This window comes from Halomonas shantousis (genome assembly GCF_054654615.1).
In genome coordinates, this window is the sequence record NZ_BAAIER010000002.1 from 3,864,713 (window position 1) to 3,889,653 (window position 24,941).

Annotated in this window: 21 protein-coding genes and 1 pseudogene; 10 read left to right on the top strand and 12 right to left on the bottom strand. The window is 64.8% G+C overall.

From position 1 onward, the window contains the following. Nucleotides 1–41 precede the first annotated feature (41 nt). Together ACYQ12_RS18255 and betT are read right to left on the bottom strand one after the other, a co-directional pair. Nucleotides 42–311, bottom strand: a complete 270-nt coding sequence (locus tag ACYQ12_RS18255) for a hypothetical protein (RefSeq protein WP_459874390.1) — start codon at nucleotides 309–311, stop codon at nucleotides 42–44. Nucleotides 312–495: 184 nt separating this feature from the next. Continuing rightward, on the bottom strand, nucleotides 496–2,562 hold the full coding sequence (gene betT, locus ACYQ12_RS18260) for a choline BCCT transporter BetT (RefSeq protein WP_459874391.1): 2,067 nt from the start codon (nucleotides 2,560–2,562) through the stop codon (nucleotides 496–498). Between the two features lie 256 nt (nucleotides 2,563–2,818). On the opposite strand from betT, the gene ACYQ12_RS18265 reads away from it, so the two are divergent. The 9 genes and pseudogenes from ACYQ12_RS18265 to ACYQ12_RS18305 all read left to right on the top strand — a co-directional run bounded on the left by ACYQ12_RS18265 (nucleotide 2,819) and on the right by ACYQ12_RS18305 (nucleotide 12,809). Further along, on the top strand, nucleotides 2,819–3,493 hold the full coding sequence (locus ACYQ12_RS18265) for a hypothetical protein (protein ID WP_459874392.1): 675 nt from the start codon (nucleotides 2,819–2,821) through the stop codon (nucleotides 3,491–3,493). Nucleotides 3,494–3,609: 116 nt separating this feature from the next. Next, nucleotides 3,610–3,750, top strand: coding sequence for a hypothetical protein (locus ACYQ12_RS18270; RefSeq protein ID WP_459874393.1), 141 nt, complete (start codon nucleotides 3,610–3,612; stop codon nucleotides 3,748–3,750). Beyond that, nucleotides 3,747–4,493 (top strand): metal ABC transporter ATP-binding protein, encoded by a 747-nt coding sequence (locus ACYQ12_RS18275; protein WP_459874395.1) that lies wholly within the window; start codon nucleotides 3,747–3,749, stop codon nucleotides 4,491–4,493. The genes ACYQ12_RS18270 and ACYQ12_RS18275 overlap by 4 nt, the downstream gene beginning before the upstream one ends. A 1-nt stretch (nucleotide 4,494) precedes the next feature. Continuing rightward, nucleotides 4,495–5,379, top strand: coding sequence for a metal ABC transporter permease (locus tag ACYQ12_RS18280; protein WP_459874396.1), 885 nt, complete (start codon nucleotides 4,495–4,497; stop codon nucleotides 5,377–5,379). A 27-nt stretch (nucleotides 5,380–5,406) separates the two neighbouring features. Next, the gene (locus ACYQ12_RS18285; RefSeq protein WP_459874397.1) at nucleotides 5,407–6,384 is read left to right on the top strand and encodes a metal ABC transporter substrate-binding protein; all 978 of its coding nucleotides are present in this window, start codon (nucleotides 5,407–5,409) and stop codon (nucleotides 6,382–6,384) included. Between the two features lie 173 nt (nucleotides 6,385–6,557). Then, nucleotides 6,558–8,237, top strand: a complete 1,680-nt coding sequence (locus ACYQ12_RS18290; protein WP_459874398.1) for a methyl-accepting chemotaxis protein — start codon at nucleotides 6,558–6,560, stop codon at nucleotides 8,235–8,237. Nucleotides 8,238–8,410: 173 nt separating this feature from the next. Continuing rightward, a pseudogene (locus ACYQ12_RS18295) lies at nucleotides 8,411–8,920 on the top strand (ABC transporter ATP-binding protein); the annotation flags it as partial. A gap of 176 nt (nucleotides 8,921–9,096) precedes the next feature. Further along, nucleotides 9,097–11,622 (top strand): ABC transporter permease, encoded by a 2,526-nt coding sequence (locus tag ACYQ12_RS18300; protein ID WP_459874553.1) that lies wholly within the window; start codon nucleotides 9,097–9,099, stop codon nucleotides 11,620–11,622. Then, complete coding sequence (locus ACYQ12_RS18305) at nucleotides 11,619–12,809, top strand: lipocalin-like domain-containing protein (RefSeq protein ID WP_459874399.1); 1,191 nt, start codon at nucleotides 11,619–11,621, stop codon at nucleotides 12,807–12,809. The genes ACYQ12_RS18300 and ACYQ12_RS18305 overlap by 4 nt, the downstream gene beginning before the upstream one ends. Nucleotides 12,810–13,059: 250 nt before the next feature. Here the strand turns inward: ACYQ12_RS18305 and ACYQ12_RS18310 are convergent, their stop codons facing one another. Together ACYQ12_RS18310 and ACYQ12_RS18315 are read right to left on the bottom strand one after the other, a co-directional pair. After that, nucleotides 13,060–13,797, bottom strand: coding sequence for a Crp/Fnr family transcriptional regulator (locus ACYQ12_RS18310; protein ID WP_459874400.1), 738 nt, complete (start codon nucleotides 13,795–13,797; stop codon nucleotides 13,060–13,062). A 240-nt stretch (nucleotides 13,798–14,037) separates the two neighbouring features. Beyond that, nucleotides 14,038–14,787: an OBAP family protein gene (locus tag ACYQ12_RS18315; protein ID WP_459874401.1), complete on the bottom strand. Its 750-nt coding sequence runs from the start codon at nucleotides 14,785–14,787 to the stop codon at nucleotides 14,038–14,040. A 219-nt stretch (nucleotides 14,788–15,006) separates the two neighbouring features. On the opposite strand from ACYQ12_RS18315, the gene gloA reads away from it, so the two are divergent. Beyond that, nucleotides 15,007–15,543: a lactoylglutathione lyase gene (gene gloA / locus ACYQ12_RS18320; protein ID WP_459874402.1), complete on the top strand. Its 537-nt coding sequence runs from the start codon at nucleotides 15,007–15,009 to the stop codon at nucleotides 15,541–15,543. A 53-nt stretch (nucleotides 15,544–15,596) separates the two neighbouring features. Here gloA and ACYQ12_RS18325 read toward each other — a convergent pair whose 3' ends face one another. From ACYQ12_RS18325 to ACYQ12_RS18360, 8 genes are all read right to left on the bottom strand, one after another. Next, on the bottom strand, nucleotides 15,597–16,565 hold the full coding sequence (locus ACYQ12_RS18325) for an ABC transporter substrate-binding protein (RefSeq protein ID WP_459874403.1): 969 nt from the start codon (nucleotides 16,563–16,565) through the stop codon (nucleotides 15,597–15,599). 114 nt (nucleotides 16,566–16,679) lie between these two features. Then, entirely contained in the window at nucleotides 16,680–18,437 is a 1,758-nt protein-coding gene (locus ACYQ12_RS18330; RefSeq protein ID WP_459874404.1) for an ABC transporter ATP-binding protein, read from the bottom strand. Between the two features lie 131 nt (nucleotides 18,438–18,568). Beyond that, the gene (locus ACYQ12_RS18335; protein ID WP_459874405.1) at nucleotides 18,569–19,516 is read right to left on the bottom strand and encodes an acetamidase/formamidase family protein; all 948 of its coding nucleotides are present in this window, start codon (nucleotides 19,514–19,516) and stop codon (nucleotides 18,569–18,571) included. Continuing rightward, nucleotides 19,517–21,133, bottom strand: coding sequence for an ABC transporter substrate-binding protein (locus ACYQ12_RS18340; RefSeq protein WP_459874407.1), 1,617 nt, complete (start codon nucleotides 21,131–21,133; stop codon nucleotides 19,517–19,519). 21 nt (nucleotides 21,134–21,154) lie between these two features. After that, entirely contained in the window at nucleotides 21,155–22,081 is a 927-nt protein-coding gene (locus ACYQ12_RS18345) for an ABC transporter permease (RefSeq protein WP_459874408.1), read from the bottom strand. After that, nucleotides 22,082–22,930 (bottom strand): ABC transporter permease, encoded by an 849-nt coding sequence (locus ACYQ12_RS18350; RefSeq protein WP_459874409.1) that lies wholly within the window; start codon nucleotides 22,928–22,930, stop codon nucleotides 22,082–22,084. Beyond that, on the bottom strand, nucleotides 22,927–23,526 hold the full coding sequence (locus ACYQ12_RS18355) for an ANTAR domain-containing response regulator (RefSeq protein WP_459874410.1): 600 nt from the start codon (nucleotides 23,524–23,526) through the stop codon (nucleotides 22,927–22,929). Before ACYQ12_RS18355 ends, ACYQ12_RS18350 begins: the two co-directional genes overlap by 4 nt. Continuing rightward, entirely contained in the window at nucleotides 23,523–24,662 is a 1,140-nt protein-coding gene (locus ACYQ12_RS18360; RefSeq protein WP_459874411.1) for a transporter substrate-binding protein, read from the bottom strand. The genes ACYQ12_RS18355 and ACYQ12_RS18360 overlap by 4 nt, the downstream gene beginning before the upstream one ends. Nucleotides 24,663–24,941: the final 279 nt, after the last annotated feature.

Sequence of the window (24,941 nt, forward strand, 5' to 3'; positions counted from 1 at the left end):
TGCCGCCGGGAATCGATTCTCACCGCTTCCCGGCGCTCGGCTCAACCATGATCCTGAACTGGGCGGGCACTCTCCTCCGGTGGCGTGATCTCGCCCTTGAGATACTGCTCGGTCGTCAGGAGAAACAGCCGACAGAACAGCTGATGGATGGCCGCTTCCCGCCTCTCGGCCAGCAGATCGGGGTCCTCGTCGGCCAGGGTCGGGTCGTGCTTGGGATATTCCCAGGCCAGGCGTACCGAGCCGGAGGTGGCGTCGAAGATCTGCAGTGTCGGGTTGGTGCCCTTGAGCCCGGTATTGATGCGATATGTCATGTTGGCCTCCTAGCAGGCAATTGATAAAAATTATCATTTGCATAGAAGAAATCTAGAAGGCCGCTCCCGCCCTGTCAAGACAAATGACAATCATTATCAAAAAGAGATCTCTCATCAATACGAAGGCCTCGCCCACCGAAGCGGGCAAGGCCGTCGCATGCCGATTGCGTCCGGCGGCAGGGCCTCAGCCGGGCGGCTGCTCGGGGTTGTCGGGCATGCTGGTCGTGCCCGGCGCTTCACGGCTGAGGTGCAGATAGTGCAGGTGGCGCTCGTACTGGTCGAGGATGTCGCCGATGACTTGATCGCGGGAGTAACCCATCAGGTCGTAGCCCTGGCTGCCCTCGAGCAGGTAGACCTCGAGCCGGTAATAGCGGTCCGAGGCATGGGGCGTGTGCATGGCGAACCCCGGCGTGGTGAAGCCCTGACTCCAGACCTGATAGGTGAAGTTCTGCTCCTCCTCGAAATCGACGTTGAGCGCGAGATATTCATCGCCGTTCTGCTCGCCCTGCTGCACCTCGACGTTAACGCCCTGTTCGCGCAGCGAGTCGCGAACCGACTCCATGGCCGGCCGGCAGACGTTATCGAGAAAACGCCGCGCCTCCTGGCGGTCGGGAAAGCTCATCGCCCGCTTGAGGCGCTGCTGCCAGCTCTGCGAGGTGTGGCGCTCGCCACCGCCGCCGGTACGCCCGGAGAGCTGGCCCGCCAGGCTGGCACGCCGGCTGTCCTCCTTGAAGGCTTCCAGCTTGAGTGCCTTGTAGAGTCCGGCGATCATGAAGAACAGCACGACCGAGAACGGCAGCCCGGTGATGACCACCGCACTCTGTAGCGTGGTCAGCCCACCGGCCAGCAGCAGGGCCAGTGTCAGCACGCCGATCACCGCCGACCACAGGATGCGCATCCAGATCGGCGCATCGCTGTTGACGTCCTTGAGGATCGAGGTGAAATTCGACAGCACCAGCGCGCCCGAATCTCCGGACGTCACGAAGAACACGATCGCCAGGACGCTCACCGCAAGGGTCGTGAAGATCGGCGCGGGGTACTGCTCGAGAAACAGATAGATGCCCGACGGCGGGTTGGCCATGATCTGCGCGCCGAAGTCGGTGGCTCCGTTCATGGCCATGTCGATGGCGCTGTTCCCCAGTAACGACATCCACAACATCATGAAGATGATGGGTAGCGTCAGCGTGCCGAAGACGAAGGTACGGATGGTGCGCCCACGCGAGATGCGCGCCAGGAAAAGCCCCACGAACGGCCCCCAGGCGATCCACCAGGCCCAGAAGAACAGCGTCCAGGCGTTGAGCCAGCCGGTGGGCGGATCGAAGGCGTAAGTGTTGAAGGACATGCTCACGAAACCGGCCAGGTAGTCGCCGATGTTCATCACCAGGGCGTTGAGCAGAAAGATGGTCTTGCCGGCGAACAGCACGAACAGCAGCAGCGCCACCGCGAGCAGGATGTTGAACTCGGAGAGCCGGCGAATGCCTCGTTCCACGCCGGTCACCGCGGAGATGGTCGCGAACAGCACGATGGCGAGCACCAGGATGACCTGCGTCCAGGTACTTTCGGGAATGCCGAACATGTAATCCAGCCCGAAGTTGAGCTGGATGATGCCGATTCCCAGGCTGGCAGCGATACCGAAGACCGTGCCCAGTACTGCGGCGGTATCCACGACATGGCCGATGGGACCGTAGATCTTTTCGCCGAAGATGGGATATAGCGCACTGCGGATGGTCAGCGGCAGATTGTAGCGATAGCTGAAGAAGGCCAGCGACATCCCCACCAGCGAATAGATGCCCCAGCCGGACAGCCCCCAGTGCAGAAAGGTCAGCTGCATGGCATGGCGCGCTGCGGCGACCTGGTCCTCCGGTGCCCCGGGAGCGTTGTAGAACTGCGTCACCGGCTCGGCCAGTGCGAAGAAGATTACGCCGATGCCGATGCCGGCGGAGAACAGCATTGCCGCCCATGAAAAGATATTGAAGTCGGGCCGGGAGTGCTCCGGGCCCAGGCGGATCTTGCCGAAGCGTGACAGACCGACGCCGATGACGAAGACCAGATAGATCACTACAGTCAGGAAGTAGTACCAGCCGAAGGTATGGGCGATCCAGGCCAGAATCGCATTGATCACGCTGTTGGCCTGTTCGGTGGCCAGCATCGTCCACAGCGAGAAGACGACGATCCCGATCACCGAACTGTAGAAGACCACCGGATTGAGACGGTCCCGCGATGCGGCATCGCTATTGTCCTGGTTACTCATATCGGTCCCTGAAGAGTCGGAGAAATGGGCGGGCGCAGCGCGCACACCTATCCGGCCGCCGGTATCCTGCATCGGCGACACGCATCATGCTGGTTCGAGTCGTGGCCCTGCGACCGTCGTCTTCAGAGTAGAACAAGAACCGCCGGCACATGACGTTATGTAACATCCACGCCTGCCGGCACTTGGCGGGCACGTGCGATGATGCGCGTTCCTCTTTACAATTCCCTGGCCGCCTGCCCGAATCCGGAGATTGCCGATGTCCTTCCTTCGCCTTGCCTGTCTTGCCCTGGGACTCACCCTGTCCACGCTGGCCCAAACCCAGGCCCAGGCCCAGCCGGACCGGCAGGAGTGGGAGGGGTATCGCGATGCGCTGGAGCGGGGCGCGCAGCAGGCCCAGGTATGGCAGTACGGCTGGGGCAGCGTTTATGGCGTCAGCCTGGCGGTCAACGCCTACCAGGCCAGCGAGGCGGAAAGCCAGGACGACCGTTTCGACGCGCGGGTCGGCGCGGTGAAGTCGGCGCTGGCCCTGGGCGGGCTGTTCACCGACCCGCTGCCGCACCCGCAGGCGCGGCGCGAGCTGGAACGCCTGGAGACGTCGGATGATATCGCTCAGGCACGAACGCTGATGCGCGACGTGGCCGCCGAGGAGAGCCGGCGCCGCTCGCTGCGCTCACGCCTGGACTCGCTGCTGGTGAATACGCTGGGCGGGCTGGCGATCGGCGTCGGCGATGACCGGCCCCGTGATGGCGCCATCAGCTTCGCCACCGGCATGCTGGTCAGCGAACTGCAGCTGCGCACCCAGCCGACCCAGGCCGGAAGGGCGTGGAACCGCTTCCAGCCGGCTCGCCTGTCGCTGGGTGACGTGCATCTCGACTACCAGTACGCCTGGACCCTCACGCCCAATCAACTGGGGGTGCATATCCGTTACTGAGTGGATCCGCGGCGGCCGGCCGCCGCCGCGCCCGCCTGCCTGTCGAAGCGCTGGCCTCCGCCAGTTTTGTTATGTTATAACCTTCCCGCACCAGCTTTCCGAGGATGTTTTCTTTCATGGCACATCGACACCGCCCTGACGGGCCCTGTCATTTTTCCCTGATGTCGCTCGGCGCCGGACGCCGCGTGCTGCTGTCGCTGGCGCCGCTGGTCGTGCTGTGGCTGGCGGTGGCCTGGGCCGCGGGAGCCTGGCAATGACGGCCCGGCTGACCCTCGAACGCCTGACCTTGGCCCAGGAACGGCGCACGGTACTGGAGAACATCCACGGCACGTTCGAAGACGGCGCGATCACTGCGCTGATCGGCGCCAACGGCGCCGGCAAGAGCACGTTGATTCAGGCCATCATGGGCCTGCTGAAGCCGCTGAGCGGCCAGGTCCGCTGTACGGTGCCCAAGGAGCGTCGTGCCTGGCTGCCCCAGCAACTGGCGCTGGACCTGACCTTTCCGATGAGCGTCGAGGAGCTGATGCTCACCGGCTGCTGGCCCACCCACGGCGCCTTCCGGCGCTACGGCGCAGAGCAGTATCGTCGCGTTCAATCGGTGATGAGCCGCCTGGGCCTGTCGGAGCTCGCCCATCGGCCGCTGGGCGAGCTGTCCGGCGGCCAGCGCCAGCGCGCGCTGGTGGGGCGCACCCTGATGCAGGAAGCGGAGCTGCTGCTGCTCGACGAGCCCTTCGCCAACGTCGATGCCCATACCGTCGATATTCTCGGCGAGAACCTGCGCGAAATGGCCGACCAGGGCGCCACGGTGCTCGTCGTGCTGCACGACGTCGAGCAGGTCGCCAAGCTGGCCGACTGCGTGCTGGTGCTGGCTTCCGGGCACGGCCAGTGGACCACACCGGAGGCCATCGCCACGCGCCATCATGCGCCGGCGCGCCCGCATCTTCATGCCCCGCTCATTCCGCTGCAACTGCGTGACGTACCGCCATGTTCGAGCTATTGAAATGACCTTCACCGAGTTACTGATCGCTCCGCTGACCGATTTCGGCTTCATGCGCCGCGCCCTGATCGCAGGGCTTGCCCTGTCACTGGCCGCCCCGCCGCTGGGCGTATTCCTGATGCTGCGCGGCATGAGCCTGGTCGGCGACGCCATGGCGCATGCCATCCTTCCCGGCGTGGCGCTGGGTTTCGTGCTGGCCGGGTTTTCGCTGCCGGCGATGAGCCTGGGCGGGCTGCTCGCCGGACTGCTGGTGGCGGGGCTCGCGGGCAGCGTATCGCGCATGACCGGCCACCGCGAGGACTCGGCGATGGCCAGCTTCTATCTGATTTCGCTGGCGCTGGGCGTCATGCTGGTGTCGCTGCGCGGCAGCAGCGTCGATCTCACCCACGTGCTGTTCGGTTCGATCCTCGCCGTGGATACCACTGCGCTGGTGCTGATCGCCACGGTCTCCAGCGCGACGCTGATCGTCATGGCGCTGATCTTCCGCATCCTCGTGGTGGAGTGTCTCGACCCGCTGTTCCTGCGCGGCCAGGGCATCCGCGGCGGTCTGGTGCATGGCATCTTCCTGGGTCTGATGGTGCTCAACCTCACCGCCGGCTTCCAGACGCTGGGCACGCTGATGGCGGTGGGGCTGATGATGCTGCCGGCCACGGCGGCGCGCTTCTGGTCGAAGCGCCTGGAGGGGCTGATCGCCATCGCCATCGTCATCGCCATGGTGTCCAGCACGGGCGGCCTGCTGCTGTCTTATCACCTGGGACTGCCCTCGGGCCCGAGCATCATCCTGCTGGCCGGCATCGTCTACCTGCTATCGGCGCTGATGGGTCGCCACCATAGCCTGCTCACCCAACTACGCCGCCGCGCTGCACCGCGCGAGGCGCAGGAATCCTGACCTTCACCTGCAACCAGAGGCACTCCCATGCGCAAGGCAATCGCTCTTTTCATGCTCGGCACCGGTGTCGTCGCCCTGACGCCCGCTCAGGCGGCCGAGCCGCTCGATGTCGTCGCCAGCTTCAGCATTCTCGGTGACATGGTCGAACGGGTCGGCGGTAGCCATGTCGCGGTCAAGACCCTGGTCGGCCCCGAAGGCGACGCCCACGTCTATTCGCCGAGCCCCAGCGATGCCCGCGCCCTGGCGAGCGCCGATCTGGTGGTGATCAACGGGCTGCAGTTCGAGGGGTGGATGGAGCGGCTGATCGATGCCAGCGGCTATACCGGCCCCCGTGTGGTCGCGAGTCAGGGTGTCGCGCCCCTAGGCCTGGATGAAGATGGCCATGCCGCGCATGACGACCACGACGATCATGACGGCCACGACCACCACCATGACGAATCCGAGCACGCGCATGCCGGCCACGACCACGGCAGCACCGATCCGCACGCCTGGCAGGATCTCGAGCGCGGCGAGCAGTACGTCATCAACATCCGCAACGGGCTGATCGAAGCCGATCCCGAGCACGCGGCGGACTATCGCGCCAACGCCGCGCAGTATGTGGAGGAGATCCAGGCTCTGGATGCCGAGATTCGCGAACGACTCGGCGAGATTCCTGCCGAACATCGCACGGTGATCACCGGCCATGATGCCTTCGGCTACTTCAGCCAAGCCTATGGTGTGGACTTCCTCGCCCCGGTCGGCGTATCCACCGAAGCCGAACCCAGCGCCGCCGACATGGCGCGCCTGATCCAGCAGATTCGTGAACGGGACGTACGTGCGCTGTTTCTCGAGAGCATGAGCAACCCGGCAATGATCCAGCAGATTCGCCAGGAAACCGGCGTCACCGTCGGTGGCACCCTATATGCCGATACCCTGGCCAAGGAAGGGGAAGCCAGCACCTACCTGGGCATGTTCCGGCACAACGTCAGGATGCTTCATGACGCCCTGTCGCAGCGCAGCGAATGACCTCTCGTCCGACGCCAGGTGACGGACACGACTAAAGTCTCGACGCTTTCGCCCGATAATGGTGATAGCGCGGCAACCGCAATCTGATGCCGGTGCTGCCGCGCCCCTCCCATCATCGTGCCAAGGCCCATACCGCCCATGGCGGTCACGGGGCGTCAACGAGAACCGTCACCATGCTTTTTCTGAAGAAGAGCGCCAAGCGCAGGCTGGCCGTCAGCCTTGGTGCTTGTATCGTATTACTGATCGTAGTCGGTGTGTTGGGCATCATCAGCGCCAACTCCGCCAACCAGGCGCTGGAAAGGACTTACAACGACAACCTGATCACCCTGATGGAGTTCGGCAAGGTGCGTAACGCGCTGCTGAGCAACCGGGTCAAGATCACTGCCGAGCAGCGTGATCGCGACCCGGCAGCAGCTGCGATAACCAAGGGCGAGGTCGCCGAGAACGATGCCCTGATCGACCAGGCCTGGGCCAACTATTATCCGGCGCGAGTCAGCACGCCTGAAGAAAAGCTCGCCGCGGAACAGTTCCATGCCGACCTGCAGACGCTGCGCGCCAGCATCGACAGACTCAACGACGCCATGATCGCCAACGATTTCGATCAGGCCCGCGAGATCGCCACCACGGCTCTTCGCGCCCACTATCCCCCCGTTCTCAACGGGCTTTCCGGACTGATCGACCGCAACATTGCCCAGGCCGAAAGCAGCTACACGCAATCCACCAGCACCTTTTTCCATCTTCGCAACACGGTGATCGCCGTGATCGTCTTTGCGGTGCTTCTGGCGCTGGGGCTGACGCTCTGGTTGTCACGCGGCATCATGCAGCCGCTGGGCAAGGCACGCTCGCTGGCCGAATCGATGGCCAACGGCCAGCTCGACAACACGGTCGAAATCACCTGCCAGGATGAGTTCGGCGACATGCTGCATGCGCTCAAGACCATGGAAACCAAGTTTTCCAACGTGGTGAGCTCGGTAAGACGCAACGCCGAGTCGGTGAACGTCGCCGCCGACGAGATCGCTCAGGGGAATGACGATCTCAGCCGCCGTACGCAGGATCAGGCCTCCAGCCTGGAGGAAACCGCCGCGTCGATGGACGAGATCACCGCCACCGTCCGCCAGAATGCCGACAACGCCGCCCAGGCCAACCAGCTGGTGCAAGGGGTCAGCCAGCAGGCCCAGCGCGGTGGGGATGTCGTTCAGCAGGCCATCGGTGCCATGGGCGACATCAGCGCCTCCAGCCGTCAGATCGCCAGTATCGTCGGATTGATCGACGAGATTGCCTTCCAGACCAACCTGCTCGCCCTCAACGCCTCGGTGGAAGCCGCCCGTGCCGGAGAGCAGGGCCGCGGGTTCGCGGTGGTGGCCAACGAGGTGCGCAACCTGGCCGGCCGCAGCGCCAACGCGGCCAAGGAGATCAAGGGGCTGGTCAACGAGAGCGTGTCGAGAGTCGAGGCCGGTGCCACGCTGGTCGACCGGACCGGACAGACGCTCGGCGAGATCCTGGCCAGTATCCAGCAGGTGTCCGGCCTGGTCGCCGAGATCGCCGTGGCCAGTCGGGAGCAGGCACAGGGCATTGATCAGGTCAATGTGGCCGTATCGCAGATGGATACGGTGACCCAGCAGAATGCCAGCCTGGTCGAGCAATCCAGTGCCGCCAGTCGTTCGCTGCAGGACCAGGCCGGTGCCCTGCTGCAGGAAGTGTCGTTCTTCAAGGGCGCCGGAGATAGCGCTACACCGTCCAGCGTCCGGGTCCCGCGCCCGACAGACATGTCGCGCAAATTGCCGCCCCACCACGGCCACGCCAAGGTGCCAGCGCTCCGCCCGGCCGGACATGACGACTGGGCCGAATTCTAAGCCGCTCTATTTCTCAACGCCCCCTTCCTCAACACCCCCTCCTCAAGGATCGCAGTATCGTCCCAGCGGCGATACTGCCGCTCAACACCGGATCGTCGCGGGGCCGGTGTCCGGGTCTGCTACTATGCGCAGATACCCTGGATCCCCAGGCCACCTACGCACTCCGCTCTCTTATGCTGCAGCTCGAATACATTACCAAGACCTACCCCACCCCGCAGGGGCCGCTACGCGTGCTCGACGGCGTCGACCTGCGACTGGACGCGGGCGAGAGCCTGGCGCTGATGGGCGAGTCGGGCAGTGGCAAGTCCACGCTTCTGCATCTCGCCGCCGGGCTCGACGTGCCCGACGACGGCACGGTGCGCCTGGCCGGGCTCACGTTATCCACGCTGCCCGAGCCGCAACGGGCCAAGCTGCGCCGTGAGCGGCTGGGGATGATCTTTCAGCAGTTCCATCTGGTACCGAGCCTGAACGTGATGGCCAACCTGACGCTGCAGGCCCGTCTGGCGGGGCGCGAGGACTCGGACTGGTCGGCGCACCTGATCGCCCGGCTGGGGCTGGCCGGACGCGAGCACCACTATCCCGAGCAGCTCTCCGGTGGCCAGCAGCAGCGTCTGGCGATCGGCCGGGCCCTGGCGGTACGCCCCCAGCTACTGCTCGCCGACGAGCCCACCGGCAATCTCGACGAGGCCACCGCCGACGAGGTGCTGGCCCTGCTGCTGGCCCTGGTGCGTGAAAGCGGCTGTGCGCTGCTGATGGTGACGCACAGTCCGCGGGTCGCCGCGCCGCTGGATCGCTGCCTCGCCCTTCGTCACGCCCGGCTGGTCGCCGCGGCAGCGCAGGAGTCGGTCCGGTGACCGCGATGTGGCGTACCGCCCTGGGCGCGCTGCTCTCTCACTACCGCCGCCATCCGGGACAGCTGGCGATGCTGCTGCTGGGCCTGTGGGTCGCCAGTGCCTTGTGGAGCGGGGTGCAGGCGATCAACACCTCGGCACGCGATAGCTACGCCCGCGCCGAGGCCCTGCTCACCGTCCAGCTCGATCGTGTCGAACGCCGCGACGCCATGCCGCTGACGATCGCCGATTACGTGTCGCTGAGGCGCGCGAGCCAGCCGGTCTCGCCGCTCATTGAAGGCCGCTTGGCCATCGATGAAGATGACGCAGTCACCCTGCTGGGCATCGATCCCCTGAGCCTGCCGACGGGGTCGCCGCTCACCCGTACCCATGGCGGCGAAAGCCAGAATGCCCGCGGTGGCAATGAGGGTCTCGCAGCGTTCCTGCTGCCGCCCTACCGCACTCGCCTGGCGCCGGACACCCTGACGCGCCTGGGGCTCGAGGATGCAGGCCACGCCGAGGGCCGACGACCGCAGTTGCCCGACGGGCGGCGCCTGCCGCCGCTGCAGCTCGACCCCAACCTACCGCCGGGCACCCTGGTCACCGACATTGCCGTTGCCCAGACGCTACTGGGCATGGGCGAGCACATCAGCCGGCTGGTCGCCGCGCCCGGGGCCCGACTGGAACTGCCGGCCGAGCTGCAGCGGATCTCGCCCGAGCGTCTGGCCTCGCCGGGACAGCTCACCGACAGTTTCCATCTCAATCTCACCGCCATGGGCCTGCTGGCGCTGGTGGTGGGGCTGTTCATCGTGCATGCCGCACTGGGCCTGGCCCTGGAGCAGCGCCTGGGCCTGCTGCGCACCCTGCGCGCCCTGGGCGTGTCGGCCCGCGCTCTGGTCGTGCTGCTGACGCTGGAGATGCTGATTCTGGGGCTGGTCGGTGCGGCGCTGGGCATCGTCAGCGGCGTCAGTCTGGCCGGCCTGCTGCTGCCCGATGTCGCCGCCAGCCTGCAGGCGCTGTACGGCGCCGAGGTGGGGGCCCGCCTCGCCCTGCCCGGCACGTACTGGCTGGGCGGGCTGTCGATGACGCTGGCGGGCCTGCTGACCGCCGCTGCAGGCACCCTGTGGCGCGTCGCGCATCTCGACCCTCTGGCACTGGGCAGCGCTCAGGCCTGGCGGGCGGGCTATCGCCGCCAGCTCGGTCGCATGAAACTCGGCGGCAGTCTGCTGCTGCTGCTGGCCGGTGCGCTGTGGCTGGCACTCGAATTTCTTTCCCTGGGCGGAGCGGAGCGGGAACTCAATCTGGGCTTCGCCCTGGTCGCCGCCCTGCTGCTGGGCGCCGCCTTGTGGCTGCCGCCGCTGCTGGCCGGGGCGTTCGCGCTGGCGGCCCACCTGTTGCGTCGTACCCCATTGGCGCACTGGGCGGCGGCCGATCTGCAACTGCAACTGCCGCGGATCTCCCTGGCGATGATGGCGCTGCTGCTGGCGCTCTCCGCCAACCTGGGCGTGAGCAGCATGGTCGGGGGCTTTCGCCTGACCTTTCTCGACTGGCTCGACCAGCGCCTGCTGGCCGATCTCTATCTGCACCCCGACGCCGAGCGGTACGACGCGCTGGAACAGTGGCTGCGCGAGCGGGCCGAGGTCGACGTCCTGCTGCCGCGACGTCAGGCCGACGCCGTGCGCCTCGACGCGGCCGGTCATGAGTCCCCCGTGGCACTCAACGGTATCGCCACCCCGGAACTGCTGCGCGAGCGCTGGCCGCTACTTGAAACCCATGATGGGCGCGACGCCGCCTGGCAGGCGCTGTCAGAGGACGCGGCGTTCATCAATGAGCAGCTCGCCCACCGTGCCGGGCTCGCCCCGGGGCAGCGCCTGACACTGCGCACTCCGCGCGGCATGCGCCAGTGGCCGATCGCCGCCGTCTATCCCGACTACGGCAACCCCGGCGACGAGGTCACCCTGCCGGTCGATACGCTGCGTGACGTCTTCGCCGCGCCCCCCGGCACGCTGGGGATAGTCCTTGCCCCCGCTGCCAGTGCCACGCAGCTGCGCCAGGCGCTGGTAGCCCGCTTCGCGCTGGGCGGCGAAGCGTTGACCGACCAGCGCGAGATCAAGCGCCTGTCGATCGAGGTATTCGAGCGTACCTTCGCCGTGACCCGCGCCCTCAATGCCCTGACCCTGGCAGTGGCGGCACTGGCGCTGGCGACGACCCTGCTGGCGCAGGCCGGGGTGCGTCGTGCCCAGCTCGCGCCTTTGTGGGCGCTGGGGGTGTCCCGTATGCAGCTGTTGCTGACCGGGCTGGGCCAGCTTTGCGCCACGGCACTGCTGACTGGGCTGCTCGCCGTGCCGCTGGGCCTGGCCCTGGCCTGGTGTCTGGTGGCGGTGATCAATGTCGCGGCCTTCGGCTGGCGGCTGCCGCTGCACGTCTTTCCCGGCCAGATCGGCCTGACGCTGATCACTGCCGTCACGGTCACCGCCCTCGCCGCCCTGCTGCCCTTGTGGCGGCTGCGCCGCATCCCGCCGCGCCGCCTGCTCGAGGAGTTCGCCCGCGCATGAAGAAATTCCTGTACAGCACGCATCTCATCAATTTCGTTCTGGGGCTCATGTTGTTCGTCCTGCTGGCGATCCTCGCGGGGCTGTGGATGGTGCATTCGTCACCCGAGCGGAAGGAGACGAAAAGCTTCGCCGGGCTGGGGGTGGAGGCCTCCGGCTATGCCCAGGCGCGCCCCGGACAACGCCTGCACTTCCCCGAGGATCACGGTCCGCACCCCGATTACCGTATCGAGTGGTGGTATCTCACCGCTAATCTGCAGGCCGCCGACGGCACCCCCTACGGCGTGCAGTGGACGCTGTTCCGCCAGGCCATCGCTCCGCCGGAGACGGCAGACGCTACGGCCGATCCGTCGGCCACGTCGCCCTGGGCCAGCCGCCAGTTATGGATGGCCCACGCGGCGCTGTCGACACCGCAGGCGCATTACGTGGCCGAACGCTTCGCCCGCGGCATGACGTTACCCGACAACAGCGGCCAGGCCGGAGTCGAGGCAGTGCCCTTTCATGCCTGGCTCGATGATTGGCAAATGAGCAGCGCGGAAGCGGCGAGCGGTCTCGGGCAGCTCAACGTCAACGCCCGTGGCGACGAGTTTGCCTATCGTCTGCGGCTCACGGCCGAGGGACCGCTGGTCCTGCATGGCGAAGCGGGATTCAGCCAGAAATCCGCCGACGGTCAGGGCTCGATGTACTACAGCCAGCCCTTCTACCGAGTCGACGGAAATATCCGGGTCGCGGGCGAACCGGTCGCCGTGACGGGCCGTGCCTGGCTGGATCGGGAGTGGAGCAGCCAACTGCTCGGCGCGCAGCAGCAGGGCTGGGACTGGTTCTCCCTGCACCTCGATGACGGTCACAAGCTGATGGCTTTTCGTCTGCGCGGCGGCGGAGAAGGCGAAAACGCAGAAAGCGGCGAGGACGCCTACGTCTCGGGCAGCTGGATCACGCCGCAGGGCCAGGTCACGCCGTTACAGGGCGACGACCTGCGACTCCAGCCGCTGACCTACAGCCGGGTGGCAGGGCGTCGTATTCCCACCCGCTGGCGCATTCATCTGCCCGCACTCGGCCTCGATGTGACGGTACGGGCGCGCCGCGCCGAGCGCTGGATGGACACGACCTTTCCCTACTGGGAGGGCAACGTCAGCGTCGAGGGCAGTCATGCGGGGGAGGGTTACCTGGAGATGACGGGCTATCAATAACGTTGCGTAACAAAAAGTTGAGATCAGGATAACCTCGGTTAATTCATTAACCGCCCGATACTGCGAAGATGGCCGCCGTTGAGCAGGGAAGAGCTCAAGCAGGGAAGACTAAGCACACGGATGGCTCGAGTGCCAAGGATGCACGGACAGGATGGCCGTGGTAGCCGCAAGGATATGCAGCATCAAGGAATAGCCCGGCCAGTGATGGTCGGGCTTTTTCTTTGTCGGCGGGCCGCTCAGGGCGAGGATGTCATGGCTTCAGTGGCTGCATGATCTTCTGCTCTTCCAGATGCAGATAGTCCGTGCTGAACTCCGCAAACGCCCGCAACCGCTCCCAGTCATTGATGACCAAGTGCTTGTTTTCCAGAGTGATCAGCCCCTCCTTGCGTAGCCGCTGCAGGACCCGGTTGGTGTGCACGAGCGTGATGCCCATGGCATCGGCCAGATCATTCTGGGTCAGCGGGAAGAGCATGGCGTGTTCATGCACGAGACCGCTCGCGCGATGACGCACATACATTTCACAGAGCAGATGGGCGAGGCGCTTGTCGGCCGGGCGCCCGGTGTTGTTGACGAACCACTCGCGCAGGACCGACTCCTCGACCAGCGATGTCCAGAACAAGGCATAGGCGAGCGAGGTGTGATTCTCGAAGATGTGACTGATCTTTTCGCGGGGGATGAGAGCGCATCGGGCCGGCGTCAGTGTGCTGACCGAATGATCCATGTGATCGAGCAGCGCGATATGGATATCACTGACGTCGCCGGGAATCAGATAACCCAGAATCGAACGCTTGCCCTGCTCGAGGTACTTGTAGCGATAGAGCCATCCCTCGACGACGATATGCACATATTCCGGCCTTTCATTGGCGCTGTTAACCTGTTGATTCCTAGAATATTCCTCTACCCGGACCACGGAGTCCCTGAGTATCTGCTCATCGCTGCGAGACAGTGCCAGATAGTTCCCCAGACGGTAAATCAACGCATCGATCAAGCCGGCTCCCCTTCATGAAAGTCGTATCGCCATGAAACCCATATTGCAGGGCTGCGGTGGGCGTCTCACCGCACTGCCCGTCAGCCTCGAACTCTGTCTGAAGCCACGCCGAGCGATGCTCGGAAAAAGGCAAAGGCAGTGAGAGAGGGAGCCTGCAAAACTTGGATGACGGCTTTGAGCCGATTCCGGCGCCGGATGCACAGGTATCGTTCGGACAAAGCGTAGTAAGTGCTCACATTATCATTTTTCGGCCTTGCCATCACGGGAACCGGGCTCGGCCTCTGCCACCCCCGGCACCGGCCGGGTATCGCTGAACGCCGCCTTCAGCGTGTCGACACCGCGCTGGGGATGGGCCAGTCCGACATAATCCTGTCTCTCGCGAGCCTTCTTGGCCACGTCGAAGCCCATGTATCCATCACGGTTGTCCTTGAGCGCCTGGTCGCATTCACCGACCCGGTTGAACGACCACATCAGCTGCGCCTCGCCCATGGGCAGCGTATCGCCGGGCTGACTATCATGACGGCCGGTATGCCAGGTGTGCCAGGTCTTGCCGTAGCTGTTGACCAGTTGCTTCATGAACGCCTTCTCCGCTGCGTCAGGCAGGCCGGGCGCCACCAGTTCGCCGGAAAAGATTTCGTGGTTGTGCGGATGCCAGTAGGGCTTTTCCTCCTCCGGCAGCGTCTCGAACAGCGCTTCGGAAACGATGTACTCGATGCCGATCAGATTGGCGTCGGCGGTGTTGCCGTCGAATATGGTGCACTGCAGGAAATCGTCGTTGACCACCTTGCAGTAGTGATGCGCCTCCATCTGCATGTGCGGCTCGCACTTGGCACAGTGGAAACCGACGACATAGACGTCGAAATGCTTGAGAGGCGCGGCGTCCTGCAGCAGGCCGGCCCCCTCTTCCAGGGCCTTGAGCCACAGCCCCTTGCGCTCACCGGCCGGACGGAGGGGGCTGAGGCGGTCCTTGATCGTAGGTCGCGAGCTCATGGGATACCTCGTCGATGGGGAAGACAATGGGAGGGCAGGAAGCTGTCCGATGACAGTCATTCCATTCTCTACAGTAGAAGGTTTGCGCCGTGGCGCCAGCGACCTCACGCCGCAGTTGACATCACCGGGCCCAGGAGGTGGCAAGGGCCGCGCTGAGCTAGACTAAGCACCTGTCAGCTAACGCTTTCTCACACCATTTATCACATGAGGAGTTGTTTCATGCCCCTGTTTACCGAAGACCATCCCGGCGTCGCCAGCCGTGTGCCGCCGGAAGCCGCGGGCTTCACGTTCAACCACACCATGCTGCGCGTCAAGGATCCGGAGAAGGCGCTGGCATTCTACACCGAGATCTTCGGCATGCGTCTGCTGCGCAAGCTCGACTTTCCCGAGATGCAGTTCACGCTGTTCTATCTGGCCCGCCTCGAAGAGGAGGATCGGGTACCCGAGGATGCCGGCGAACGCACCGTGTGGACGCTGAGCCGCCAGGGCGTGCTCGAGTTGACCCACAACTGGGGCACCGAGGATCAGGCGGACTTCCGCTACCACGACGGCAATGCCCAGCCCCAGGGCTTCGGGCACATCTGCTTTTCCGTGCCGGACCTGATTACCGCCACCGACTGGTTCGACAAGCGGGGCGTGGAGTACGTCAAGCGCGCCGACGAAGGCAAGATGAAGAACGTCGTCTTCATCAAGGATCCCGACGGTTACTGGATCGAGATCGTCGAAGCGGCACTGATGGCCGACACGGGCCAGTGATACGTCGGCGCCCGGCCTCGTCAGAAGCCGGGCGCCGAAATCAACGCGAGACTTCAGGCGTCGGGCAGATCGAATGCCTGCCGGATCACCGGCCAGGCCGGTTCGCCGCCGCGGGTGGTGACCCCTTCCATGTAGGCCCGCACCTTGTCGGCGTTGTCACGCATCCAGCCAATGGCGACGTCACGGGCCTTCTGTTCCTTGTAGCTGTAGTCGAGAATCAGCTGGCTCTGGTCGTCGGCGCTGAACACCATCTGGTCGAGCAGCCGGGTGACGTTGGGATGCGCGTCGGCAAAGGTCTTGTTGAGCAGGGTGCGCACGTCGCTGCGCCCGCCGCCGGGGCCGAACAGGTTCTCGGGGTCGTCGAGGTAGACGATGTCGTATTCGATGTTCATCCAGTGCGGCGTCCAGCCGTAGAACAGGATCCATTCATCGTTGCGGGTCGCGCTTTTCACCGCCCCCAGCATGGCCGGCGTGGTGGCCTCGTGCAGCGTCCAGTCGCCCATGCCGTAGGTATCGTTGTCCACCGCTCCATTGAGGATGTCGCTGGTCGCCGAGCCGGCCTCGATGGAGTACATCTCGCGGCCGAAGCGCTCGGCGAACGCCGGCGTATCGATGTCGCGGGCCGAGGTCACGCCCGCGTCGGCCACGTAGCGCGGCACCGCAAAGCCCATCCGCGCCCCATCGACGTTGTTGCCCAGATCGACCAGCTGGCCCTTGGCGTCGACGGTGTCGTACATGCCCTGCTGGGCCGGCAGCCAGGCCGCGAGATAAGCGTCGGTCTCGCCCAGGTTGAGCGCCTCGTAGGTGATCTGCGCACCCAGTTGCTGGGTACTCGGCGCATAGCCCAGCGCCTCGAGCAGTTGCGAGGCGATCTCGGTCTTCATCGTCACGCCCGGCCAAGGCGGCGCGGAGAAGCGCACCGTCGCATCCTCCTCGGCGAGGGCCGTTGCCGGCAGGGCCATTGAGGCCACCAGCAGTGTCGAGCCGGCAACCAGGCTCAGCGAACGAAGGGGTAAGGACATCTGAAACCTCCCGAATAGAAACGCCATTTATTATAAGAGGGCGTAACAATAACACTTTATTATCATCGGGAGCGTCGATTGTCATCACGCTCCGCTGCGCCACCCGGCTGTCGCTCATGACATGGCGACGAAATGCCCCTCCTGCGGCTGGGCATAACGCACCGCCGGTGCCTGGTAATCCCGCGGCTTGATGGGGTCGGGTACCTCGCTGGCCTGCAGCAGCGCCTTGAAATCCCGCTTGCTGTCGACGTCGGGCATGGGCACTGCCGACAGCAGGCGCTGGGTGTAAGGGTGCTGCGGATTGTGCAGCACCTGCTCGCAACTGCCGGTCTCGACGATGCGTCCGCAATACATCACCGCCACGCGATGACAGATCTGTTCGACGACCGCCATGTCATGGGAAATGAACAGATAGCTCAGATCCAGACGCTGCTGCAGCGCCTCCAGCAGCTCCAGCACCTGTGCCTGCACCGAGACATCCAGTGCCGATACCGGCTCGTCGGCGATGATGACCTTGGGATTGAGCGCCAGCGCCCGGGCGATACAGATACGTTGGCGCTGGCCACCGGAGAACTGGTGCGGGTAGCGCAGCCGGACATCCCCCGGCAGACCGACCTGCTCGAGCAGCTCGACGACGCGTGCCTGACGCTCGGCCGCGTCGGCAAGCCGGTGCACCAGCAGCGGCTCGCCGACCAGCTCACCGACGGTCTTGCGCGGATTGAGCGCCGCGAACGGATCCTGGAATACCATCTGGATATCGCGGCGTACCGCCTTGAGTGCCTCGCCGCGCAGGCCGTTGAGCTCGCGCCCTTCCAGCGTCACGCTGCCGGTGAAGTCGAGCATGTTCATCAGCGCCTTGCCGGTGGTCGACTTGCCGCAGCCGCTCTCGCCGACGATGCCCAGCGTCTCCCCGGCATGCAACGCGAAGCTCACGCCTTCCACGGCCCGTACCTCGGTGCGCGTTTCGAATGGCGTGCGGCGTCTTACCGGAAAACGCACGTTGAGGTCGTTCACCTCGAGCACCACCGGACGCTCGCTGCGTGACGGTCGCTTCTCCGCCGTGCCCAGGCGCGGCACCGCGGCAAGCAGCTTGCGCGTGTAGGCCGATTCAGGAGCGGTGAAGAGCTGGCGCACGGACGCCGCCTCTTCGACGACGCCCCGATTCATGACCACCACGTCGTCGGCCATCTCGGCCACCACGCCCATGTCGTGGGTGATCATCAGCAGTGCGGTGTCGAATTCGCGCTGCAGCTCGCGCATCAGCTCGAGAATCTGCGCCTGAATGGTCACGTCGAGCGCGGTGGTCGGCTCGTCGGCGATCAGGATGCGCGGATTGCAGACCATCGCCATGGCGATCATCACCCGCTGGCGCATGCCGCCGGAGAGTTCGTGAGGATGCTGCTTGAGACGCTTGTCGACATGCGGCACGCGTACCGCGTCGAGAATCTCGCGGGCGCGTTTATGCGCCTGGCCGCCCTCGGCCAACTTGTGGCGGCGAATCGTCTCCTCCAGTTGCTGCCCCACCGTCATCAACGGATTGAGCGAGGTCATCGGCTCCTGAAAGATCATCGCGATCTCGCGTCCGCGCAGGCGCTGCATGGCCCGCTCCGGCAGTTCCAGCAGGTTCTGATCGCCATAGCGGATGGTCCCGCTGGGCAGGCGCGCCACCTTGGGCAGCAGCCCCATGATGGCCAGCGAGGAGAGCGACTTGCCGCTGCCCGACTCGCCGGCGATGCACAGGGTACGCCCGGCATGCAGCGCAAAGCTCAGATCGTCGACGACACGCTGCGTGTGGTGTTCATGCGAGATGTCGATCGACAGGCGTTCGACGGAAAGCAGGCACTGCGCCTGCTGTTCCCGGGAAGAAGCCATAGTGGGTAACTCCTGTAGCCAGAGCCTGTTCACTTTTCCAGCGAGCGCTCCCGACCGGGGCATCCTGCGGACCTCCCGGTCGAGGCGACTGCGCGCCGTATCAGCGACGCGCGGCCGACCGAGGACGGGCTCTACTCGAACACGATCCGCGGCACGTAGAACGACACCACCCAGTTGGGCATGTCGACGATCTCGTTGATGCGCAGATCGCCACATACCGAGCACAGCATGTAGGCCTGCTCGGCGGGCATGTTGCGCGTCTTGACCAGCCAGTCGATCGCGCCGCTCAGGGCTTGGCGCGCACCTTCCATGAGGTCGGGACCGATACCGGTAAAGACCTCGTAACCGGCGCCGTCGAGATGGCGGGTGACCGGGCCCGGGGTAGAGAAGCGCGGCATGGCCAGCGGCGTCTGCTTGATCAGATCCAGCGTCAGGGTGACGTCCATGGCGCTTTCCAGCGCCGTGCCGCACACCTCGCCGTCGCCCTGCGCGGCGTGGGTATCGCCGATCGAGAACAGCGCGCCCGCCACTTCCACCGGCAGGTAGAGCGTGGTGCCCACGCCGATGTCGCGGATGTCGAGATTGCCGCCGATGCGCCTTGGCGGCACGATCGAGTGGTTGCCGGCTGCCGCCGGGGCTACGCCAATGGTGCCGGCGAACGGCTTGAGCGGTACCCGGGCATGCTCACCGAAGGCCGCCGGCGTCATGTGCTCGGTGTCGTAGTGCCAAAGGGCCAATGCCGGCGTCTTGAACTGGTCGGCCAGCAGTCCGAAGCCCGGAATGTTGGCCGTCCAGCCGAAACCGGACGGGGTGAAGCGCTCGATGGTGACCTTGAGAATGTCGCCCGGCTCGGCACCGTCGACGAAGATCGGCCCGGTGACCGGGTTGATGCGATCGAACGGCATGTTGGCGACGGCATCCAGGCCGGAGTCCGGCGTGAAGTGCCCGCCCGAGGAGTCGTTGCACTCGAACTCGAGCCGGGTGCCCGGCGCAACATGCGCGGCCGGGACATTGGCGTTGTCCCATCCCAGATGGCTGTGGTGGCCATGGATGGTCTTGATCAGTCCGTTGTCACACATTCATTTCACCCAGATGTGGTCGTAGTTGACCGGCACCTTGACCGGATCGGTGTACAGCGCGTCCTCGCCGCCCATACGTGCCGAATGCACGGTGTAGCGCTGCTCGTTGAAGATCGGCACCCAGGGCGCGTCGGCCATGGCGGAGGTGAAGATCTCGCCCCAGAGCTTGGCGCGAGCTTCCTGCTCTTCGGGCTTGACCATAGCGTTGGCGGCGTTGGCCTGGGCATCGAGTTCCTCGTTGCAGTACCACGCCCAATTCCAGCCGCCGGGTACGGCGCTTTCGCAGCTCAGGATCGGACCCCAGAAGTTGGAGGGATCGGGGAAATCGGCGACCCATGCCATGCCGCCCGACCAGATCAGCGGCGCCTGGTCCTTCTCGCCGCCGGCGGCGATGACGTTGGCCTGGGCCAGCGACTTGATCGAGGCGTGGATGCCGATCTGGGCGAGGTCCTGCTGGATCGCCTGGGCGATACGCGGCTGCGGCGTGGTGTTCGCCACGAACATCTCGGTCTCGAAACCGTCGGCGTAACCGGCCTCGGCGAGCAGGGCCTTGGCCTTCTCGACGTCGTAGGAGTAGCCCGCGTAGCTGTCGTCGTAGCCGGGCATGGCCGGCGGCAACGGCTGGTTGGTCGGCGTGGCACGACCGTTGATGACGCGGACGATGCGCTCCTTGTTGATGGCCATGTTGATGGCCTGGCGTACCTTGACGTTGTCCAGCGGCGGAATGGTGACGTTCATGGTCAGATAGCCGGTGTGCAGCTGATCGCCGACCACCAGCAGATCCTTGAAGTTCGGATCGTTCTTGATGGCGATGAACTGTGCCGGGGGAATGCCGTCGCCGGCGATATCGACCTCACCGCGAGCCAGACGCATCATCGCCACGTTGGGCTCCTGCCCGATCTCGAAGTCGATCTTGTCGAGATGAGGAATCCCCTCGCGGAAGTAGTCGGGGTTCTTGACGAAGGTCAGGCGCTGGCCGAGCGCCCAGTTGTCGAGCTTGAAGGCGCCGGTGCCGACCGGATGCTTGCCGAAGTCGCCGCCCCACTGCTCGACCGCCTCCTTGGGCACCACGGAAGCGAAGTTCAGCGCCATGACGTGCAGGAAGGTGGCATCCGGCGCTTTCAGCTGGATCTGCACGGTGTGCGCATCGGGTGCGGTGATACCGGAGAGATCGGAGGCCTCGCCGCTGGAGACGGCGTCGAAGCCCACGATGGAAGAGAAGAAGCCGGCACCCGGGCTCTGGGTCTTGGGATTGACGGTACGCTCGAGCGAGTACTTGACGTCGGCCGCGGTCAACTCACGACCGTTGTGGAAGGTGACGCCGGGACGCAGCGTGAAGGTGTAGGTCAGGCCGTCCTCGGAGATCTCGTAGCTCTCGGCCAGGTCGGGGATCAGCTCGGTGGTGCCCGGCTTGTAGTCCATCAGGCCGTCGAACAGGCTCTTGATCATCGACCAGTTCTGCCAGTCGTAGCCGATGGCCGGGTCGAGCGTGGCCACGTCGCTCTGGTAGGTGACGGTGATGTCGCCGCCCTCCTGAGGCGTCTGTTGCGCCAGTGCCTGACCACTGATGGCCGCGCACAACGTGGCCAGAGCGAAACCTTTGAGTTTGCGATGCATGGTTTTTTTCCTTGAGTCGAGTTAGGACTTGTTCACGTCAATACGGGGATCGACGAACAGCACGGCCAGGTCGGCCACCAGATTGCCCACGACGATGGCCACTGCCGACAGCGTGGTGACACCGACGATGATCGGGATATCGACCTGCTGGATGGCCTGCCAGGCGAGCTGCCCCAGTCCGGGCCAGCCGAAGACCGACTCCACCACCACCAGCCCGCTCATGAAGATGCCGATGTCGATACCGATCATCGGGATCACCGGGATGATGGCATTGGGCAGTACGTGGCGAAGCAGCACACGAACGCGCGTCAGCCCCTTGGCGCGGGCGGTGCGGACGAAGTCCTGATGCAGCACGTCGATCATCGACGAGCGCACCATGCGCGAGTACCAGCCGCTGCCCAGCACGCCCAGGGTGATGGCGGGCAACAGCAGGTGCTCGACGCCGCCGTAGCCGCCCAGCGGAAACCAGCCGAGATAGACGGCGAAGAAGTACAGGGCGAGCATCGCGGCAATGAAGTGCGGCGAGGAGACGCCGATGAAGGAGAACGCCATCAGGACCTGATCGAGCACCGAGTTGCGCTTGAGCGCGGCGATGATGCCCAGCGTGACGCCGATCAGCAGCTCGAAGCCGATGCCCGCGGCCATCAGCTGCAGCGTCGGCCCGATGCGTGCGCCCATCAGGGTGGCGACTTCCGAACGCTGCACGTAGGAGCGGCCGAAATCGCCCTGCAGCAGGTTGCCGAGGTAACGCAGGTACTGCTCGTAGAACGGCAGATCCAGCCCCAGCTGATGACGGATGTTGGCGACCACCTCGGCGGTGGCGCTACGTCCGGCGATCTGGCGTGCCGGATCCGCCGGGATCAGGTACAGCAGCAGGTAGGTGATGAAGGTGACGCCCAGCAGGATCAGCAGGGCATGAGCGATTCGCTTGACGATGAACCAGGCCATTTACTTTCTCCCCTTGAGGGTCGGATCGAGCTCGTCGCGCAGCGCGTCGCCGACCAGGTTGAAACTCAGCGACAGCGCGATGATGGCGATGCCGGGGAACAGCACCAGCCACATGGCCGAGGTGAAATACGTCTGGCTCTCGAAGATGATGTTGCCCCAGCTGGGCATGGGCGGCTGCACGCCGACGCCGAGAAACGACAGCGTGGCCTCGAGCAGTACCGTGGTGGAGATGCCCAGCGTCGCCCACACCAGAATGGTCGGCAGCAGATGCGGCAACAGGTGCGAGAACAGGATGCGCGGCGCGCTGGCGCCGATGGTCTTCTCGACGGCGACGAAGTCCTTCGAGGCGATGGAGATGGTTTCCGAATAGATGACGCGGGCGACCTGCACCCAGTTCACCATGGCGATCACCAGTGCCACGATCCACAGGCTGGGCTTGAGGATCGCCGCCAGGGCGATGGCCAGCAGCAGCGCCGGAAAGGCCATCATCAGATCGGTCAGGCGCATCAGCACCGACCCCATCCAGCCGCGCACGAAGCCGGCGGTGATCCCGACCAGGGTGCCGATCAGCACGGCGATGCCGTTGGAGACGATACCGATGATCAGCGAGGTGCGCGCCCCATAGATGACCCTTGAGAGCAGGTCGCGCCCCAGCAGGTCGGTCCCCAGCAGGAACTCGTCGTTGGGCGGCAACGGCGCGCCCTCCATCGACAAGCCTTCGAAGAACTGCTCGGTAGGGTCGTAAGGAGCCAGCCAAGGAGCGAACACGGCCGCCACCACGACGATCACGATGTACAGCAGGGCGATGGCGACGGTCTTGCGCTTGAACAGCGCGCGTAGCAGCGTCATGGTGTGGCACTCCCCGGGTGGGCGAACAGCGACGCCGGCTCCAGCAGGGTCCGGCAGACCCGCTCCAGCGACTGGCGGGTGGTCATGGCATGGCTGCGCAGACGCTCGTAGGCTTCCTGCTCGTCGAGTTCGAGCTTGACCATCAGATGCGCCACCGCCTTGGCAATCACGTCACGCTGGGCCAGCGTGTCGGACAGCTCGCGCCGGGCCGCCTCGGCCTCCTGCAGCTTGGCGTTGAGGCCGCGCGCCATCATCAGCGTGGTGTAGACCGTGCTCTGGGTGATCGGCTTGTTGAGAATCGCCGTGGCTCCCAGGCGAATGGCGCGCTGAATCTGCGACAGGCTCTGGTGATGGGTCACCGCGACGATCGGCAGCCCCAATGCCCGGGCCTGGGCCAGCGTGTGCTCGCTGCAGAAGTGATCCAGCTCGACGATCACGCCATCGACCTGCTCGAGCGAGACGACTTCGTCGTCGGCCACGGCCAGCGAGGGCAGTCCCAGGCGGTCCAGGCTTTTCTGCAGCATCCCCCGGGTGCGCTCTTCGCAGTCGATCAGCAGTAGCTGCGGGTGCAGAGCCTGACGGGCGTCGTAGCTCATTTGACGATCCTCAGGTTGGGAACGGTTGCCTTGGCGGCGATTTCTTGAAAACGGGACAGGCGGGGGCGTGTCAGGTAGGGGTCGGCGTCGAGAAGGCCGGGTTCCTGATGAATCACCTCGAAGCGGCCGCCTCTGGCCTCGGCGATACGACACGGTAGTTTCAGGTGGTTGTTGTAGGCGTTGACGCTCAGCTCACCCATCAGCGTGGGCAGCGACGTGGCGTGCAGCCACCGAAGGACACTCTGCGGATCGTCGCTGCCGGTGGCCTGGCAGGCCTGGGCCAGCAGGTGCACGGCGTTATAGGCGCTGGTGAAACAGTGCGAGTAGCACTGGTCGCCAGGCGTCACGCCCCGGTCTGCGGCGAAGGCATTGCCGGGCACGTCGAACCAGGGGCCGCAGGAGATCAGCCGCACATGCGAGACATCGGCGATTTCCGGCAACTCGCACTCGGTGAAGTTGCAGCTCAGTACCGGCATGGCGATGTCGCGCGCGGCACAGGCATCGCTGAGCTGATTCAGGAAATGGTAGGACGACTCACCGACCAGGTTGTTGAGGACAAAGGCGGTGTCGTCGGCGACGATCTGCTCGATGATGTCGACAAAACCGGCGTCGCCGAAGCGATAGTAGCGCTCCGCCGCCACCTGGCCACCGGCGGCCTCGACCAATTCGCGGGCGATTCGATTGCTCTCCCAGCCCCACACGTAGTTGGAACCGATCAGCACCGCCTTCCTGCCCAGCGTCCGCAGCGCGTAATCGAGCAGCGGCACCAGGTTCTGGCTGGGGCAGCCGCCGAGATAGACGACGTTCTCGCTGCATTCGAAGCCCTCGTAGGGGCTGGCGTACCACAGCAGCGCCCCCGACCTTTCGAAATCCGGCACGATGTCCTTGCGACTCGCCGACGTGGTCGTGCCGACGACGTGGCGTACGCCCTGGGCAAGAAAGCTTTCGACACCGGCGTGGTAGGCATCGAGTTCACCGCACGGGTCGAAGTAGTACGGCGCCAGCGAGACGCGGTAAGCGTCGCTTGCGTTGATCTCGTCGATGGCGCGCCGCGCGCCACTCAGGGCATTGGTACTGATGCGCTGGTAGGTGCCCGAACTCGAGTAGAGCACGCCAAGGGGTATGGAGGGCTTCATCGCAGTCCTCTCTCTATTGAGCTGCCTGAACCTGAAATCGGCACAAAAAAAGCCCGAATGCCCGCTGGGGAGCATTCAGGCTTCGTTGCCATGGCGATTCTTTTACATGACTGAACAAGACTTACAGGCCGAGGTCATCGATCCAGGCTTGAGGTAAATGCCATGAAATATTCATGCCAGATTATTGTTTCATTTAATTACAAAAACAAGACAAAGCTATGCCTTTGAAAAATCTTGCTGTTTTCTTCCCGCTTCTGCACAAGATTTTCCGTGGTGCTG